This window comes from Pseudoalteromonas nigrifaciens (genome assembly GCF_002221505.1).
Lineage (GTDB): Bacteria > Pseudomonadota > Gammaproteobacteria > Enterobacterales > Alteromonadaceae > Pseudoalteromonas > Pseudoalteromonas nigrifaciens.
On sequence record NZ_CP011036.1, the window covers coordinates 919,766 to 936,651 of the forward strand.

The window sequence follows — 16,886 nt, forward strand, 5'->3', positions numbered from 1 at the left end:
AATGATCCCAGAACTTGGTTATTTTTCTTTAACGCTTGCCATGGTGCTAAGCGTTTTATTATGTGTTTTTCCGCTGTGGGGGGCACATACCGGTAATTTACGCTTAATGCGTGCTGCCCCTTCGTTAGCGGTAGGGCAATTTGTATTTGTATTTATTTCGTTTGCCGCCCTTATTTATGCCAGCCTTACAAATGACTTTACGGTTGCATATGTGGCGTATCATTCAAGTAGCTCTTTGCCTTGGTATTATCAAATAACCTCAACTTGGGGTGGGCACGAAGGCGCTATTTTATTATGGTTATTGATGCAAGCAGGTTGGACAGCTGTTGTTGCACTGCGCTCTAAAGCACTACCTTGGGTATTGCGTGCTCGTGTACTTGGTGTGCTTGGCTTTTTAGGTGTTGGCTTTATGATGTACACCTTATTGCTTTCAAGCCCATTTGAGCGTTTATTACCTTATTTTCCGGTAGAGGGGCGCGACTTAAATCCGCTACTACAAGATCCGGGTATGATCATACACCCGCCGTTACTTTATATGGGTTATGTAGGGCTATCTGTAGCGTTTGCTTTTGCAATTGCGGCACTTTTAACTGGCAAGCTAGATAATACTTGGGCCAAATGGTCTCGTCCTTGGACTATGACCGCGTGGGGCTTTTTAACTTTAGGTATTACCATAGGAAGTTGGTGGGCGTATTCAGAACTTGGCTGGGGCGGCTGGTGGTTTTGGGATCCAGTAGAAAACGCATCTTTAATGCCTTGGTTAGTAGCAACGGCGCTATTACATTCATTGAGTGTGACAGAAAAACGTGGTGTATTTAAATCATGGACAGTACTGTTAGCAATTGCAGCATTTTCACTTAGCTTACTGGGCACCTTTATTGTGCGCTCAGGTATTATTGTATCTGTGCATGCTTTTGCAACTGACCCTGATAGAGGCTTATTTATACTGGCCTTTTTAGCTATTGTTGTTGGCGGTGCATTAGCACTTTATGGCATGCGCGTATCGCAAGTGCGAAGCGAAGGGCGTTACAAGTTAGTATCGCGCGAAGTAGCACTGTGGCTAAATAATATATTCTTAGTGGTTGCTACTTTAATTGTATTACTAGGTACTTTATTGCCTATGGTACACAAAGAAATGGGCTTAGGCAGCATTTCAATTGGCGAACCATTTTTTAATAAGATGTTTGCAATACTGCTAGTGCCATTTGCTATTTTAATGGGTATTGGGCCGTTTTTACGCTGGAAGCAAAATAAATGGGCGTTTTTACAAAACAAAATACTAATGGGTGTATTAGTCAGTATTATTATTACCTTTGCTTGGTTATTTTCTAGCTATGATGTGATTGCACCGCTTACCTTATTAGCAACCACGTTAGCTGTATGGATTGTAATTACAACAGGTATTGATTTGTACAGTAAAGTTACCGTACATAGCACCTTTAAAGAAGGCTTTAAGCGCTTAGGTTTAGGTTATTGGGCTATGGTACTTGGCCATATAGGTATTGCCTTTGTAATTGCTGGCGTAACCCTTACTTCGGCATACTCGGTTGAGCGCGACGTATCAATGAAACCAGGTGATACGGTGCAGCTTAATCAGTATCAATACCGCTTTGAAGGAGTGAAAAATGTTCGCGGAGCTAATTACAGTGGCCATGCGGGTGTTGTATCGGTATTAAAAAATGACAAGCTAGTCACTCAGTTACATGCCGAAAAACGCCGTTACGATATTGGCATGCAGTTTATGACAGAAGCAGCAATTGATGCAGGCTTCACACGCGATTTATACCTAGCGTTAGGTGAGCAATTAAGCGAAGGCGCGTGGTCATTACGAATTTATCATAAGCCATTTGTGCGTTGGATGTGGATTGGCGGTATATTAATTTCGTTAGCAGGGTTTGTAATTTTATTTGATAAACGCTATCGCACCTCATCGCCTCAATCAACAAAAGAAACAGCGGAGAGCGAAGCATGAATCGTAAGCTTTTAGCTATAGCACCGTTACTGGTTTTTGCTTTTATTTGTGTGTTTTTATTCCAAGGGTTATTTGCTAACCCGAGGGAAATACAAACAGGGCGATTAGGGCAATCTATGCCAGAATTTAGCCTGCCAGATCTAATGCAAGATAATAAGCTGTGGAGCAATGAGCAGTTAAAAGGTGAGGTTTATTTATTAAATGTATGGGGTACCTGGTGCCCTACATGTTTAGCAGAGCTAGGCTACTTAACTAAATTGCGCGAGCAAGGCGTTAAAATTATAGGCTTGTACTATGTGCAAGGTTACGATGCCGATTTTGACGGGCCATTTGATATGCAAGCACTGCGTAGTGACGTAACCAATATGCTAACGCGTGCTGGCGACCCATATCAGTTTAATATTTTAGATTTACATCGCACACTGTCGTTAGATTTAGGTGTGTCGGGTGCGCCAGAGACTTTTTTAGTTGATAAAAGCGGCACCATTTTGTTGCACCATACCGGTGATATAAATCCGCGAGTGTGGCGTGCTAAGTTTGCACCAATTATGCAGGAGCTCAAATAATGAAGTGGTTGTTATTAACCCTTAGCCTTTTTGTCAGTATGGGGGCGCTTGCTCAGCAAGACCGTTACCAATTTGACAGTAACGAGCAAGCGGTTCGCTTTGAAGAGCTAACCAAAGAGTTACGTTGCCCTAAGTGTCAAAATCAAAATATTGCCGACTCTGATGCGGTAGTAGCAAAAGATTTACGCGAGCGAGTATTAGCTTTAGTAAAAGATGGTAAAACGAAAGACGAAGTAATAGATTATATGATCGATCGTTATGGCTACTTTGTACATTACGATCCACCAGTAACCCCTGCAACTTTAGTGCTGTGGGTTTTACCGGTATTGATTGTGATTTTTGGTTTTGGTTTTATTGTTATTCGCCAACGCAAAGCATCGGTAAAACAAAGCTGGAGCAACAACGACGAAGCAATGTTAGTTAAATTAATTGCTAAAAATAAACGTCAGGAGCAAAGTTAAATGATTTTAATGTGGGCGTCTTTTGCTTTACTCACACTTATTGCACTGTTGTTTGTGATGTTGCCTTTTTTAAAAAAAGAGCGTGTTAAAACCATTACGCACAATGCGAACGCAGAACTTATTAGTATTTATGAACAGCGTTTAGTTGAGCTACAAAACGACTTAGAAAACCAGCGAATTGATGCACAAAATTACAGTGAGTCAGTGATCGAGCTCAAACGTCGCTTACTCAATGAGCTCTCTCCTGAAAAGTCACTTAATAGCCGTGGTAATAATCGTATTTTTGCCTTAACAGGCGGTGCGTTTGTGATTGCCCTAACCGGTATTTTTTACTCTATGACCGGTAATCAGCAGCAAATATCGGCTTGGCACGATGCTATGGATAACTTGGCAGAGTACGGTGAGCGAGCTGTTATGCAAAAAGGCGAGCCGCTGAGTGAAAACGAGCTGCAAGCATTTGCATTGGCACTGCGAACTAAGCTTAGCCAAACGGGGGATGACGAAATTGCTTGGATGTTACTGGGCCGTGTGGCTATGTCATTGAACGAATTTGATATGGCGCAGCAGTCGTTTGATAAAGCGTTGCAAATGAATCCTGCCAATATGCAGGTGCTTATTAGTTACAGCCAAGTGCTGTTACTTGAGGGCAGTGAAGCAAGCATGACACGTGCTGCAGGTATGCTTTCAAAAGTACTGCAAGAAGAGCCGCAAAATTTAGATGCTATTTCTTTATTAGCACTCATTGCTTACGAACGTAAAGATTGGGTACAAGCAAAAGCAGCGTTTGAAGTATTACTTGCCAGTATGGATAAAGCAGATACCCGCTATAATATGATTGCGCAGCGTATTAGTGAGATTGAACAGCAACAAGCACAAAATGTTGACGTTACAAAGAGTGCAGCAATTAAAGTGACAGTAAATGTAAGTACAGAGCTTAAAAATAAACAACCTGAAAACGGAATTTTATTTGTTTTTGCAAAAGCGTTAAATGGCTCTCCAATGCCAATAGCGGTTGCTAAGCTTAACGAGTATCAATTTCCTATTACAGTTGAACTAAGTGATGCAAACTCTATGGTTGCAGGATTAAACTTGTCAAGCGCAGAAGATATAGTTATTACTGCACGTATCTCTAATGATGATTCAGTAATGCCAAGTAGCGGTGAGTTAGAAGGGCATTCAGCAGCATTAAAACGTGAAAGTACCCGTCAGTTGCAACTGCAAATAGACACATTAATACCTTAAGGATACGCGATGTTAAAACATGGTTTAATTTATATATTTTTGTTAGTGCTGGCCGGGTGTGCACAAGTACCTGATAGCCAAAAGGACGAGCGCGATCCACTACAAAATATTAACCGCCCAATATACGACTTTAATATGGATGTTTTAGACACATACATACTAAGACCGGCCGCCGTAGGGTATATCACGGTGACCCCTGTACCAGTGCGTCAAAGCTTAGTGCATTTTACCAATAATATTAGTGCGCCGGTAGATATGATCAACGCCGGTTTACAGGGTAAACCAGGTAATGCCAGTGTTAGCTTAGCACGTTTTTTAGTTAACTCGACCGTAGGTGTTTTTGGTTTATTTGATGTGGCCAGCTCATTAGGGCTAGAACATGTAGATGAGGATTTTGGGCAAACATTAGGTGTATGGGGTGCAGGTGATGGTGCTTACTTGATGCTACCTGCTATGGGGCCTTCTACAGCGCGTAACTTAACCGGCGATGTAGTTGATAACTTTGTTTTACCTGAAATAGCGTTAACTACACCACAAACAATTTTAGTGTTTGCGTTAAAAGCTGTTGAGGCCCGTGCATCACTAATTGCGCAAGAAGGTTTATTGAACGATTCACTAGACCCTTACTTATTTATTAAAGATATTTATTTTCAACGCCAATTATACGAACTTTACGACGGTAACCCGCCAATCAAAGAAGAGCCTGATGACTTTGATGAAGATTTTTTAGAAAGTTTGTAAACCTATTAAAAACGCCAGCAATGCTGGCGTTTTATTTTCTCATTAGTGATTAGAAAGTTGTTATTAAACATTGCTCATTAACTGCATTTGCTCGTTCACCCAGCTAATTGCTTCGTGGTAAGCATCGGGTACTTTATCATCTAAACCAAGTTGTTGGCTGATCTGATTAGCTGCCTGCCAATTGCCTTGCTCATAAAACTTAACCAAGTTTAAGTAGCTTGCAAGCAAGCCCTCGTCATTAAGTAAAGCGGCTTTAATCTCATTAGATAATGGCAGCTTTTGCATCACACTTTGCATACTCTCATCTAATATAGCATCCATAAGCGACATCATGCCGGTTAAAAAAACCATTCCTGTGTCTTTAAACTTACCATGCGAAATAGCCAGTAACTCACTAAAACGCGCCCGAGTGAGCGATAACCTAATTAGCTCCATAGGCTTATCTGTTGAAACTTGCGCTGCAAATAATAAAGATAAAAGCTTTTTAATTTCATTGGCACCAAGGGTGATAAGCGCTTGTTTTATTGTGCTTATTTTTGCACGTCTAGCAAATGCTGCAGAGTTTGAATAACGCAGTAACTTATAAGATAGATTTACATCTCGCTCAAATATATCGGTGATCTTTTTTAGATCCATATCAAGCGTTGAGGTCTCATAAAGTAGTTCGGCTAATGTCATACCAGAGGGGGGAAGCGCTTTACTTTGGATCATCTCTGGTTTTGAAAAGAAAAACCCTTGAAAATAATCAAAGCCAAGTTCCAATGCTTGGTTATACACCTCATGGGTTTCAACTTTTTCAGCAAGTAATTTTAGATGTGGATAAGGTTTTAAATCATCAATAATTGTTTTAATTGTTTCTATATTACAGGTTAAAAAGTCAATTTTTATAATATCAATAAATGGATAAAAGTGGCGCCACACAGGTTGATGAATGTAGTCGTCTAAGGCTAATGTATAACCTTTTTCTTTTAAGTCTTTAACAATAGCAAGTAAACGCTTACCAGGTTGCACCGTTTCGAGTATCTCTACCACCACAGCGTCTTTACTCAGTAAAGTAGGGTAGCCTTTTAGTAAAGTTTCTAGAGTAAAATTGATATATGCTGGTTTATTGTCAGTTAAATCCTCAAGGCCAAAATTAAACTGGCTGCCTTCTATTAGGCGTGTTGTTGCCTCATCTCCATCTATATCGGGAAACACGTTATTTACACCATCACGAAATAGTAATTCATAGCCAATAAGCTTTTTATCGCGATCTAAGATCGGTTGGCGTGCAGCGTAAAAGTACATAAAAAATTCCGTATAGATAAAAAATAACTATTGATTGTAACAATATATGGCAAAACATTAAAAATAGCATGATGTAAATAAGCTTATCTTAGATTAATAACATATTTTTAATAAGTTACAGAAATTTTGACTTAAATATATACGATTTGTTTGTTTTTAATTCACTAAAGTTGACATGTTGGAATTTTAACTATTACCCATGCTATAGTGACAGAGAATGGTTTTTATCCCAATACTGTCTTAACTATAATATTTTAAGAGTCATTATTTGGATCAAAAGCCTGTTGCAATTTATTAGTGGAGGCGAATTTGGAAACAGGAATGATTATTTCACTAGCATTATACTTTGTTGTAATGCTAGGTATAGGATTGTATGCATTTAAGCAATCAACCAGCGATGTTTCAGGTAACATGTTAGGGGGCCGTAATTTATCACCAAGTGTTGCTGCGCTATCTGCAGGTGCATCTGATATGAGCGGTTGGTTACTTATGGGCCTTCCCGGCGCTATGTATCTTTTTGGTTTGAGTAAGGTTTGGATTGCGATTGGTTTAGTACTTGGTGCTTGGGCAAATTACTTCTTAGTTGCACCTAGGCTTCGTGTTTACACTGAAAAAGCAAATGATTCAATTACGATCCCGGATTATTTTGCAAATCGCTTTGCGGACAATAAGAATATATTACGTGTTATTTCAGCTATTGTTATTATTGTTTTCTTCACACTTTATACCTCATCTGGCGTGGTTGCTGGTGGTAAGTTATTTGAAAATTCATTTGGAATGAGCTATGAAGTTGGCCTTTATGTTACTACTGGCGTTGTAGTACTTTATACGCTTTTTGGTGGTTTTTTAGCGGTAAGTTTGACCGACTTTGTACAAGGTTGCATTATGCTTATTGCGCTATTAGTCGTACCAATAGTAACGTTTACTATGCTTGATCACCCAGTAATGGAAACGCTCGCTAATGCAAGCTATGACCTGTTACTTATCTCGCCAAAGGCCAGTGAAGTTCACTCTCTAAATATGCTAGATTGGTTTGCTGGTGGCTCTACCATCGCAATTATTTCTGCGTTAGCTTGGGGCTTTGGTTACTTTGGTCAGCCTCATATTATAGTACGCTTTATGTCGGTACGTTCAGTTAAAGATATTCCAGCAATGCGACGCATTGGTATGTCTTGGATGACATTATCTGCAATAGGCGCAGTACTAACTGGTTTATTTGGGGCAGCCTTCATACTAGAAAATGAAATGCCGATAAATGATAAAGAAACAATATTTTTAGTGCTATCTGAATTGGTTTTTCATCCATTGATTGCTGGCTTTTTATTAGCAGCTATTTTAGCGGCTGTAATGAGTACTATCTCTTCACAATTGCTAGTGTGTTCAAGCTCGTTAACTGAAGACTTTTATAAAATATACCTGCATCGCGAAGCCTCTCAAAAAGAGCTGGTTTTTGTTGGGCGTATTAGTGTGGCATTAGTTGCTATGTTTGCTATTTACTTAGCTTACGATAGAGATAGTTCTATTTTAGACTTAGTGAGTAATGCGTGGGCAGGCTTTGGCGCTGCATTTGGACCACTCGTATTGTTTAGCCTTTACTGGAGAAGAATGAACTTTGCTGGCGCCTTAGCAGGCATGTTAGTGGGGGCTTCAACAGTACTTATATGGATATACGCACCAATTACCATTAATGGTGCGAGTTTAAGTAGCGTTATTTATGAAATAGTCCCAGGCTTTATTTTATCAAGTATTGCGATTGTATTAGTTAGCTTAATGACCAATGAGCCAGCTAAAGAAATTACAACCTTATTTGATGAAGTAGAACAAGAACTATAAAAAGTTATAAACAAAAAAAGGGAGTAACTTAGGTTACTCCCTTTTTTTATGCAAAATTTATTAACTCGCTTTTTTGTCGCTACTTTCTTCTATGGGTGCAACATTATCTGCTTTTTTGCCTTTTACAGCAGCTTTAGGGGCTATAGGCTCTTTACCACCTTTTAATATTGTCATGAAGTCATCTTTACTTTTTGCCATTTCTAAAGCGAGTGACTCTACTTGTTGCTCACTTAATGGTACATCAACTTTTTCTAGCAAAATTTCAAGCGACTCTGCAATATCGAGCATTTTATCATAGGCATCAGCTTCTTTTTTGGTAGTAAACGTCATGCGCTCGACTCCGTTTCGTTCTACAACATATTTAACAACAACAGCCATGATTTCTCCTGCTTACTTGCGTGGCATATAGTATATATAAACCATTAGATTACTGTTTTTATGTACAGTACAAGTTTGTGCCTAAATTTGCAAGTCCCCTAATTAATATTAAGTGATAATAGTTGACAACAAAGATTAACTTTACTTTATTTAACTTAATCACTTTTGTGTACCGTTGCAGTTAAGGATCTCACAGGGAGTGAATGTTAGGTTTAAGTATTTAATAAAGTGCAGGTGTAAAAAGCCTTTTGCGTTATGACTTAAACATATAAACAACAAAGTAAATGTTCATGTATGAACAAAAAAGGAAGAAAGATGAAAAAACTAAAATATAGTATTTTAGCTGCAGCTTTTTGTATGTTGCCAGTAACTCTTACCTACGCAAATGTTGATACCTCAGCAATAACTCAGCAAGTAAAACAGGCGGCTTTAAATATTAATACTGCTGATGTTAGCCAGCTATCTAAGCTCCCTGGTATTGGTAAGAAAAAAGCACAAGCTATTATAGATTATCGCGAAGCAAAGGGTAACTTTACATCGTTAGAGGATTTGAAAATGGTAAAAGGTATAGGTAAAAAATTAGCTGCAAAGCTTGAAGGTAAGATTTCGTTTTAAGTTAAAAAGGGCGCGTTAAGCGCCCTTAGTATATTGGGTTAATGCTTCACATAAATGCTTTTTAGCAAAGTTAATCTCAATTGGAGTCGTTAGTAGTGGGTAACACAACCCACCGAGTAGTAAAAAAGGGATGAGTAACCAGCCTTCAAATACGGCAAATATTAAAAACAGCGGACTGAGTAATAATAATTTTATAATACGAAGTAGTACTTTATTAACAGGTGAAAGCATACTTAAAGAAATCGCTATAACAGCTTGTCTGTCACGTATTTTTAAATGTTTTAGAGCATTAATTTGGCTTGAAAAAAACACAAGCATTACAGCGACCTTTTAGTCATTAAGCGACTCGTTACCAGTAAAAATAAAGTGGCTGCAAACAGCGCAAATATTACTTCCATCCATGCCGGCATACTTAGCCCCGCAAATTGCCAGTCAATGTTTCCGCAATCACCAGTGGCTGCAAAAAAGCTTGGGATCCACTCATGTAATGGCATAAAGGCAGGAAAGTTAGGTTCAAACTCACAGCTAAATGCAAAAGGATCAGTGGTTGTTTGCATTTCGATATGCTCGCGGGCAATTATAAATCCCCAAACACTAGAAACAGCCCATACACTATAGGCGAGCAAGCGAACCCCTCTATGCTCTGGATTACTTGTACCAATAATACCTGCAATAAGTAAACCTAATACCGCAGTACGCTGATATATGCACATGATACATGGCGCCAATCCCATTTTATATTGAAAAAACAGTGCCGTTATTTCAAGCAGAAAAACAATACCACTAAACAAAAGCCAAGGAGTACGTTGGGTGGGTAATTGTGCAAGCCAGTTCATAATAAATCCGTATTTAAATAAGACGCTAGATTATGACGTAGGATAAAGTTAGGGGCAAGCAAAACGACTTAAAGCCTACCCACATGCATTTATGATGATTAAAGTTAAGGTTATAATTCTAAAAGCCAATAAAAATCCAATAATGTGAATAAAGAGGTAGCCCTTTAAACGAGTAAAGTATGTGTGTGAGGTGACTTTACGTAATAAGTTAATAAGGCAAGGCGCGAACTTAAAGTAAATAACTACTTAAAATGTATCTAGGGTGAATATATAAGTGCTTGCGACAAGTGTTAGTAAAAAATATAAAGCATTTTATAGACACAAATATTTTAATCGCATACTGGCAGTAATATGGCGTACTTTACTTGTTACTTGAGCGTCGTCTGGTACAATCAGTCGGTTAATCGTATGTAGTAGTGTGAATTAATTCGAGTGGGAATTGGATGAGAATTTTTAAAGCGAAAAGCCCAGCAGGATTTGCTGAAGAATACATAGTAGAGTCTATCTGGAATGGCGATTTTCCTCCTGGATCTATTCTACCTGCTGAGCGTGAACTCTCAGAGTTAATAGGTGTTACCCGAACGACGTTACGTGAAGTATTACAGCGATTGGCTCGAGATGGCTGGTTAACTATTAAACATGGTAAGCCAACAAAAGTGAATAACTTTTGGGAAACGTCAGGACTAAATATTCTTGAAACGTTAGCACGTCTTGATGAAGATAAAATGCCAGAGTTAACCGACCAGTTACTCTCTGCACGCACTAATATAAGCGCAATTTATACGCGTGCAGCTATAAAGTTAAATCCAGAACGTGTGATTGAAATTCTCTCACAAAGCGATGAGTTAGAAGACAGTGCGCAAGCATTTGCTGATTACGATTATAAAGTGCATCACGAGTTAGCTGTTGCAGGTAATAATCGTATTTACGTGCTTATACTCAATGGCTTTAAAGGATTTTATTCAAAAATAGGTTGTCATTATTTTTCAGATCCGGGGACGCGTGAGTTGGCTCGCCAGTTTTATAAAGACTTAACTAAATTGGCTGAAAACAGAGAACACGACGGTGCGATCATGATGATGCGTAAATATGGTCATCAAACCGGTGAAATTTGGCAACAAATTCGTGGCGATATGCCCAGCGACATAATGGATTAAACCTATTTTAAAAGCCTGCATTTGCAGGTTTTTTTGTGTCTTCATTTTATTAATACTTTATAACCAAGAAACTGAGCTAATAAAATAAACCCCACCACTTTTTAGTGTTCAGTATTATCGATGGGAGGAATCGTTAAATACGATTGTCATTTCGCACCAGTTCTCTCTAGAATAATAATAATTATATGTGCGCTATTGGTTTTTAAGTTTTAGAGCCCATATAACTATCAGCATTGCATAAGCAATTGACAACAAACTCAAAATATTTGGAGAATAAAATGGGTGTATTAGTAGGCCGCCAGGCACCAGACTTTACCGCTGCAGCAGTTCTTGGTAACGGTGAAATTGTAGATAGCTATAACCTTCATGAAAAAATTAAAGGTAAAAAAGCAGTTATTTTCTTTTACCCACTAGATTTCACGTTTGTATGTCCTTCTGAACTTATTGCATTTGATAAGCGTTATGAAGAATTCCAAAAACGTGGCGTTGAAGTAATTGGTGTTTCTATCGATTCACAATTCTCACACAACGCATGGCGTAACACTGCTGTTGCAGATGGCGGTATCGGTAAAGTTAAATATGCACTAGTTGCAGATATTAAACATGAAATTTGTAAAGCATACGACGTTGAGCATCCTGAAGCGGGTGTTGCGTTTCGTGGTTCTTTCCTAATTGATGAAGAAGGCAATGTACGTCACCAAGTAGTGAACGACTTACCACTAGGTCGTAACATTGATGAAATGCTACGTATGGTTGACGCGCTAGCGTTCCACACTGAGCACGGTGAAGTATGTCCTGCTGGTTGGACTGAAGGTAAAAAAGGTATGGATGCAAGCCCTGAAGGCGTTGCTAAGTTCCTATCTGAAAACGAAGGCGATCTATAATTTAGCTCTCGTTTTAAATAAAAAAACCGCCAATTGGCGGTTTTTTTGTTGCTTCTAATTTAGAACGAGAAGCTTACTTTAGTATAAATATAACGACCGCGTGGGTTATGAACCCCAGACGCATAACCGTAAAGGTCAGAATCGCCATCACCAATTGCAAAAGGAGGCTCTTCGTCAAACAAGTTATTAATACCTAGTGATAATTTAGCTGACTCAGTGATACGGTACGACGTTTGTAAGTCAACCAACACTTGTGAATCAATCATACGTGATGTATTGCTATCAAAATCTAAGTTACCGTCAAAGTCGATATCAGGTGTGTCTTCAAACTCACCAACATAACTTAAGTTAACATTAGTATTAAAGTCGCCCACTTCCCAGTTAGTTGAGAAAATCCAACGATGCTCAGGGTAACCATACTCACCAGAGTAATCACGGCCATCTTTTTCAAATTTGTTTTGGTAAGCCCACTCTAAATTGAATTTCAATAAACCTAAATCATCCAATGAATGATTGTAATTTGCTGAAAAGTCGATGCCAGATACTTCTTGTGAAGAGACGTTTTCAAATGTGCTATAGATTTTTTGAATTGAACCTAAGCTTTCACCATTAGTAGGCGGTAAGCGAACACATACAGTACTGTTTTGGTTACCACACTCGGCAGCATAAATTGGACCAAACTCTTCTTGGTCAATTTTATTGTCTTGGGTGATGCTCCACACATCAACACTTAAACCAAACTCTGCGCTAGGGGCCCAAATGAAGCCGACGTTCCAAGATTCAGACTCTTCAGGTTGTAAGTCTGCATTACCAGAGAATTGAATGTTGTAATCAAGTAACTGACAGTCTAAGCCCGTTTGTTGACAGCGTTGAGTATCAATAAAGAACTGACTTTTTTCTGATGGACCTAGGCCAACTTGTGCTAAAGAGGGGGCTCTAAAGCCTTGTGCCCATGAGCCACGAACCGTGATTTCATCACTAGGTGCCCAGCGAAGTGCAACTTTTGGATTGGTAGTTGTGCCAAAATCGCTATAGTCATCGTGACGTCCAGCAAGTTGCAATTCTAATGTATCAGCTAGTGGAATTGAAAATTCAACATAAGCAGCATATTGATCGCGCGATGCTGCGGCTGATACAGCTTCAGTACCAAAAATTAAACCGCGACGGAACTGATCATCAGGGATATCTGTAACGTCTTCTTCGCGGTACTCAATACCGGCTGCCATCATCACCACATCGTCGCCAAAGCTAAATGCTTCACCGCTAATGTTTGCGTCAAATGAGGTCATATGTGACTCACCTTGACGTACTAAGCTAGTAGTGATTCTGTCGATTACTGCAGGATCGTTATAAGTGCCGCCAAATGGGTTGTAATTACCGGCATCTATTTCTTGTTGTAAAAAGTCGGTACGCACCCAGCCTTGTGAGCGATCGCCAGTTTGCATTGATTTACTACGACCTTTTTGTACCGCTGTCTCCCAGCTCCAGTCGTTAAACTCGCCCCGTAAACCCGCTACAAAACGCATCGTATCTGATTCAATATCCCATTGGCGAGCACCGGCATCAACCGTTCTGTAACGGCCAATATCTATATCTTTACCAAATGGGTTATTAGGATGATTTGCTGGCACAGTAAGCCCTGCATCTTCATCTAGCGGGGTTGGCGCACCCATAGCCACAGAGCTATTGTGTTGTACTGCCATTTCTAAAAATGCGGTAATACCATTATCAAAATTATATTCAAACTGCGAAATAGCCCCAATACGTTCAGATGCTGGTGCAATATAGCCGTATGGGCCGTAATCGAACAAACAGCTGCCACTGGCAGTTGCGCTATCGGCTGGACAAGCAGGGTCAATGGTTTTTACACCATCAACGTAAAAGTAACCAGGGAAGCCACGTGATGAACGAAAGTCCTCACCACCTAAAGCTCTTTGATCTGCAGTGCCTAAACTGCCCATTTCACTTGACGATAAAGAGGTGTTTTTAAAGTAGTCAATAATAACGGAAGCACTGCTTTTTTCGTTACTTGTACCCCAAACGATGCTGGCTGATGTTTCTTCGTAATTAGGACCGTCAGTGCCACCGTAGCCTAAGTTTACTTCAATACCATCAATATCTTTTTTCAAGATAACGTTAACTACACCCGCAACAGCATCAGAGCCATAAATAGCCGATGCACCATCTTTTAAAATGTCGATACGTTCAATCGCTGAAACAGGAATACTGTTAATATCAACAAATGAGTTAGTAATACCTTCAGCGAATGCACTAATAGCAACACGGCGGCCATTAATAAGTACTAAAGTTGCGTCAGCACCTAGGCCACGTAAACTTACCGCTGCAGAACCATTTGCAGTAGAGTCTTGGTTATTACCACGGGTAGAGAAAGTACCGCTACCTGCAACAGGCATTCTTTCAAGCAACTGCTGTAGGTTGTCATAACCCATGTTATCAATATCGGCTCTACTGATAGATTGAACCGGAGAAGGGCCTTCCATATCAGAACGTTTAATACGAGAGCCCGTTACTTCAATGCGTTCTACTTTTTTCACTTCATCAGCGGCGTATGTTGTTGTTGTAAAGCCAGCTGTTAATGCCAAAGTAGCCCCTGCAATTAAGCTAGGGGTAAATGCAAATTGCTTCATCTTTAAGTCCTTGTTAGTTTTGTTGAATTTGGTAGCTAAAAAAGCCTCCATATTAATACCATGTAACAAAGGTGTTAGCAATAGCGGTGTGGTGTGACTTTAGTCTGGGTGTTGCTGGTAAAATAGTCAGTGTGTTTTATTTACTTGGAGATAGAAGTTCGACGTAAAGCGGGGTTTTAATATAAATCTTGCGTTGCAATTAGTGGTAAGAATTAAATAGTTTAGTGAGCACTTATTTTGTAATAATTTATTCTTTTATTAACAGCCACTAAGTTGCAGTATATTTATGCAGTTTGGTTTAAAATTGTGCGTTAAATTATTTTAAAATAAATAAAAAAACGCCTAATAAATTAGGCGTTTTTATTTATGCTTTATGCTTCATTAAGCGTTCTTTTTCACGCGACCAGTCTTTATCTTTACCGTCTTCGCGTTTGTCGTGTAATTTTTTACCTTTTGCTAAATGAAACTCAAGTTTCACCCAGCAATTCTTCCAATACATAGCAGTAGCAATTAATGAATAGCCATCGCGTTCAGTTGCGCCTACTAAGCGATCTAGCTCGCGTCTGCTTAATAGTAACTTACGATAACGTAAAGGATCACAAATTACATGGGTAGATGCACTGTTAAGAGGCTGGATTTGGGCGCCTAATAAAAATGCTTCACCGTTTTTAAGATGGATATAAGTTTCAGTGATGTTAACTTTGCCAGCTCGGATGCTTTTTACTTCCCAGCCTTGGAGCTCTACACCCGCTTCAAACTTATCGTGTAAAAAATACTCATGTCGCGCTTTTTTGTTAAGCGCGATGGTATTGCTTGTCGATTTTGATGATTTATTCTTAGCCATAGTGCCCTATATTATACGTAATACGAGATGTTTTACATCGATTTTTTAATAATGCATTTAAAAGCTTAGTAATTAATTTAAGCAGCGTGAAAGTTTGGGGAAACGCGTAAAGCTTGCTAAAATTCCACCACACAGTTGGGAGTGAGTATGCCACAAATAAAAAAAAGTGCGCTGGTTATGTACAGCACTAAAGAGATGTTTGACCTTATTAATGATGTAGAAGCCTATCCTCAGTTTTTACCTAATTGCTCAGACTCAAAAATTATTAAGCAACACAATAATAGCATGACCGCGAGTTTAGAAATATCAAAAGCAGGTATAAAAAAGTGGTTTACCACAGAAAATACCTTTGTTGATGAGCAAACCGTGGTATTAAATCTTGTAGATGGTCCGTTTAAAATGTTGCAGGGGCGTTGGCACTTTCAACAACTTGACGCAAATGCTTGCAAAGTAGAGTTACAATTAGACTTTGAGTTTTCGAGTAAGTTGATTGAGTTAGCGTTTGGTAAAATATTTAATGATGTTGCAAAAAATATGGTGAGTGCGTTTACTCAGCGCGCGAAACAGGTTTATGGAGCGAGAGTATGATTGATGTTGAAGTTGTATTTGCACTACCCGAAACAGCAACAAGCTTAACAATAGAAGTTGTTAAGGGAACAACGGTAGAACAAGCTGTTATTCAATCAGGAATTATCGAAAAACACCCAGAAATAGATGCTACAGCACTAACACTCGGTGTTTGGAATAGAACTGTAAAGCCTAATCAAGAGCTAAAAGAGGGGGATAGAGTTGAAATTTATCGTCCTTTAATTGCCGATCCTAAAGATGCGCGTAGAAAACGAGCTGAAAAAGCGAAAGAAGAAGGGCGAGCAAATAAAGTAACCGGTGGCCGTCCTATAGAGCGATAGCATAAGGTTTTAGCTATTATAAAGGTGAGCTTAACTCACCTTTATAATTTTATAAGCGAGGGTGCTTATTGTTCGAGTGGAGTAGTAAAGTTTTCTGGCTGTTCGTAATCACCTGAAATAGAAGCAAGCTTTTCATTTTCAAAGTTAATAACCAGTGATTTGTACTGCTCGTTACTACGGCCTTTATTAAAGCTATATACATAACGCCAAGTGTTATTATCAAATGCATTTTCGGCGATAGGCTTGCCTAATACATAAACAACTTGCTCACGAGTCATGTTTACACGCAGTTTATCAACATCAGATTGTTCTAAAAAGTTACCTTGAGGGATGTTGATTCTGTATACCCAGCTAGAACACCCAGCTGCTGAACTAAGCGTTAAAGCAACGATAAGCCAAAGAGAAAAAGTTTTTAACGACTGCATTGTTAGTTGTGATCCTTATTTTTTATAATCTGCATGATACCGATTAGTCACTGAAGGTAAAACCCTTTTAAGCAATTGTTTTTTGTTAA

General features: G+C 39.1%; 18 protein-coding genes. 11 read left to right on the plus strand and 7 right to left on the minus strand.

The genetic code is table 11. The features are described 5' to 3' along the window. Nucleotide 1 precedes the first annotated feature (1 nt). From PNIG_RS04360 to PNIG_RS04380, 5 genes are read left to right on the plus strand one after another with little or no spacing between them, the layout of a single operon-like run. Nucleotides 2–1,972 (plus strand): heme lyase CcmF/NrfE family subunit, encoded by a 1,971-nt coding sequence (locus tag PNIG_RS04360; RefSeq protein WP_011327520.1) that lies wholly within the window; start codon nt 2–4, stop codon nt 1,970–1,972. Beyond that, entirely contained in the window at nt 1,969–2,538 is a 570-nt protein-coding gene (locus PNIG_RS04365; protein ID WP_089367885.1) for a redoxin family protein, read from the plus strand. The genes PNIG_RS04360 and PNIG_RS04365 overlap by 4 nt, the downstream gene beginning before the upstream one ends. Continuing rightward, nucleotides 2,538–2,999 carry a cytochrome c-type biogenesis protein gene (locus PNIG_RS04370; RefSeq protein ID WP_011327522.1) on the plus strand — a complete coding sequence of 154 codons (462 nt, stop codon included), beginning with the start codon at nt 2,538–2,540 and terminating at the stop codon, nt 2,997–2,999. Before PNIG_RS04365 ends, PNIG_RS04370 begins: the two co-directional genes overlap by 1 nt. Next, nucleotides 3,000–4,241, plus strand: a complete 1,242-nt coding sequence (ccmI, locus tag PNIG_RS04375) for a c-type cytochrome biogenesis protein CcmI (RefSeq protein ID WP_089367886.1) — start codon at nt 3,000–3,002, stop codon at nt 4,239–4,241. It begins immediately after the preceding gene. A 9-nt stretch (nt 4,242–4,250) separates the two neighbouring features. Beyond that, nucleotides 4,251–4,982: an MlaA family lipoprotein gene (locus PNIG_RS04380; RefSeq protein WP_011327524.1), complete on the plus strand. Its 732-nt coding sequence runs from the start codon at nt 4,251–4,253 to the stop codon at nt 4,980–4,982. A 63-nt stretch (nt 4,983–5,045) separates the two neighbouring features. On the opposite strand, the gene PNIG_RS04385 is transcribed toward PNIG_RS04380, so the two are convergent. After that, nucleotides 5,046–6,269 (minus strand): EAL and HDOD domain-containing protein, encoded by a 1,224-nt coding sequence (locus tag PNIG_RS04385; protein WP_011327525.1) that lies wholly within the window; start codon nt 6,267–6,269, stop codon nt 5,046–5,048. Between the two features lie 321 nt (nt 6,270–6,590). Between PNIG_RS04385 and putP the strand changes: the two genes are divergently transcribed. Continuing rightward, on the plus strand, nt 6,591–8,102 hold the full coding sequence (putP, locus tag PNIG_RS04390; RefSeq protein WP_089367887.1) for a sodium/proline symporter PutP: 1,512 nt from the start codon (nt 6,591–6,593) through the stop codon (nt 8,100–8,102). 60 nt (nt 8,103–8,162) lie between these two features. Here putP and PNIG_RS04395 read toward each other — a convergent pair whose 3' ends face one another. After that, nucleotides 8,163–8,480, minus strand: coding sequence for a YebG family protein (locus tag PNIG_RS04395; protein ID WP_089367888.1), 318 nt, complete (start codon nt 8,478–8,480; stop codon nt 8,163–8,165). Nucleotides 8,481–8,795: 315 nt separating this feature from the next. Between PNIG_RS04395 and PNIG_RS04400 the strand changes: the two genes are divergently transcribed. Then, nucleotides 8,796–9,095, plus strand: coding sequence for a ComEA family DNA-binding protein (locus tag PNIG_RS04400; RefSeq protein WP_089367889.1), 300 nt, complete (start codon nt 8,796–8,798; stop codon nt 9,093–9,095). 15 nt (nt 9,096–9,110) lie between these two features. Here the strand turns inward: PNIG_RS04400 and PNIG_RS04405 are convergent, their stop codons facing one another. Both PNIG_RS04405 and dsbB read right to left on the minus strand, forming a co-directional pair. After that, nucleotides 9,111–9,413, minus strand: a complete 303-nt coding sequence (locus PNIG_RS04405) for a DUF6170 family protein (RefSeq protein ID WP_011327529.1) — start codon at nt 9,411–9,413, stop codon at nt 9,111–9,113. After that, nucleotides 9,413–9,931, minus strand: coding sequence for a disulfide bond formation protein DsbB (gene dsbB / locus PNIG_RS04410; protein WP_011327530.1), 519 nt, complete (start codon nt 9,929–9,931; stop codon nt 9,413–9,415). The genes PNIG_RS04405 and dsbB overlap by 1 nt, the downstream gene beginning before the upstream one ends. 443 nt (nt 9,932–10,374) lie before the next feature. Here dsbB and fadR point away from each other — a divergent pair, with 443 nt between their 5' ends. Then, nucleotides 10,375–11,088, plus strand: coding sequence for a fatty acid metabolism transcriptional regulator FadR (gene fadR / locus PNIG_RS04415; protein WP_011327531.1), 714 nt, complete (start codon nt 10,375–10,377; stop codon nt 11,086–11,088). A 278-nt stretch (nt 11,089–11,366) separates the two neighbouring features. Next, nucleotides 11,367–11,972 carry a peroxiredoxin gene (locus PNIG_RS04420; protein WP_011327532.1) on the plus strand — a complete coding sequence of 202 codons (606 nt, stop codon included), beginning with the start codon at nt 11,367–11,369 and terminating at the stop codon, nt 11,970–11,972. 59 nt (nt 11,973–12,031) lie between these two features. Here the strand turns inward: PNIG_RS04420 and PNIG_RS04425 are convergent, their stop codons facing one another. After that, on the minus strand, nt 12,032–14,620 hold the full coding sequence (locus PNIG_RS04425; RefSeq protein WP_089367890.1) for a TonB-dependent receptor: 2,589 nt from the start codon (nt 14,618–14,620) through the stop codon (nt 12,032–12,034). A gap of 364 nt (nt 14,621–14,984) precedes the next feature. After that, nucleotides 14,985–15,464 (minus strand): SsrA-binding protein SmpB, encoded by a 480-nt coding sequence (gene smpB / locus PNIG_RS04430; protein ID WP_011327534.1) that lies wholly within the window; start codon nt 15,462–15,464, stop codon nt 14,985–14,987. Between the two features lie 147 nt (nt 15,465–15,611). Here smpB and PNIG_RS04435 point away from each other — a divergent pair, with 147 nt between their 5' ends. Together PNIG_RS04435 and PNIG_RS04440 are read left to right on the plus strand one after the other, a co-directional pair. Beyond that, complete coding sequence (locus PNIG_RS04435) at nt 15,612–16,052, plus strand: type II toxin-antitoxin system RatA family toxin (RefSeq protein ID WP_011327535.1); 441 nt, start codon at nt 15,612–15,614, stop codon at nt 16,050–16,052. Next, nucleotides 16,049–16,372: an RnfH family protein gene (locus tag PNIG_RS04440; RefSeq protein WP_089367891.1), complete on the plus strand. Its 324-nt coding sequence runs from the start codon at nt 16,049–16,051 to the stop codon at nt 16,370–16,372. The genes PNIG_RS04435 and PNIG_RS04440 overlap by 4 nt, the downstream gene beginning before the upstream one ends. Nucleotides 16,373–16,437: 65 nt before the next feature. On the opposite strand, the gene PNIG_RS04445 is transcribed toward PNIG_RS04440, so the two are convergent. Then, a complete protein-coding gene (locus PNIG_RS04445; RefSeq protein ID WP_086993523.1) occupies nt 16,438–16,797 on the minus strand; it encodes an outer membrane protein assembly factor BamE in 360 nt (119 codons plus the stop codon). Nucleotides 16,798–16,886 lie beyond the last annotated feature (89 nt).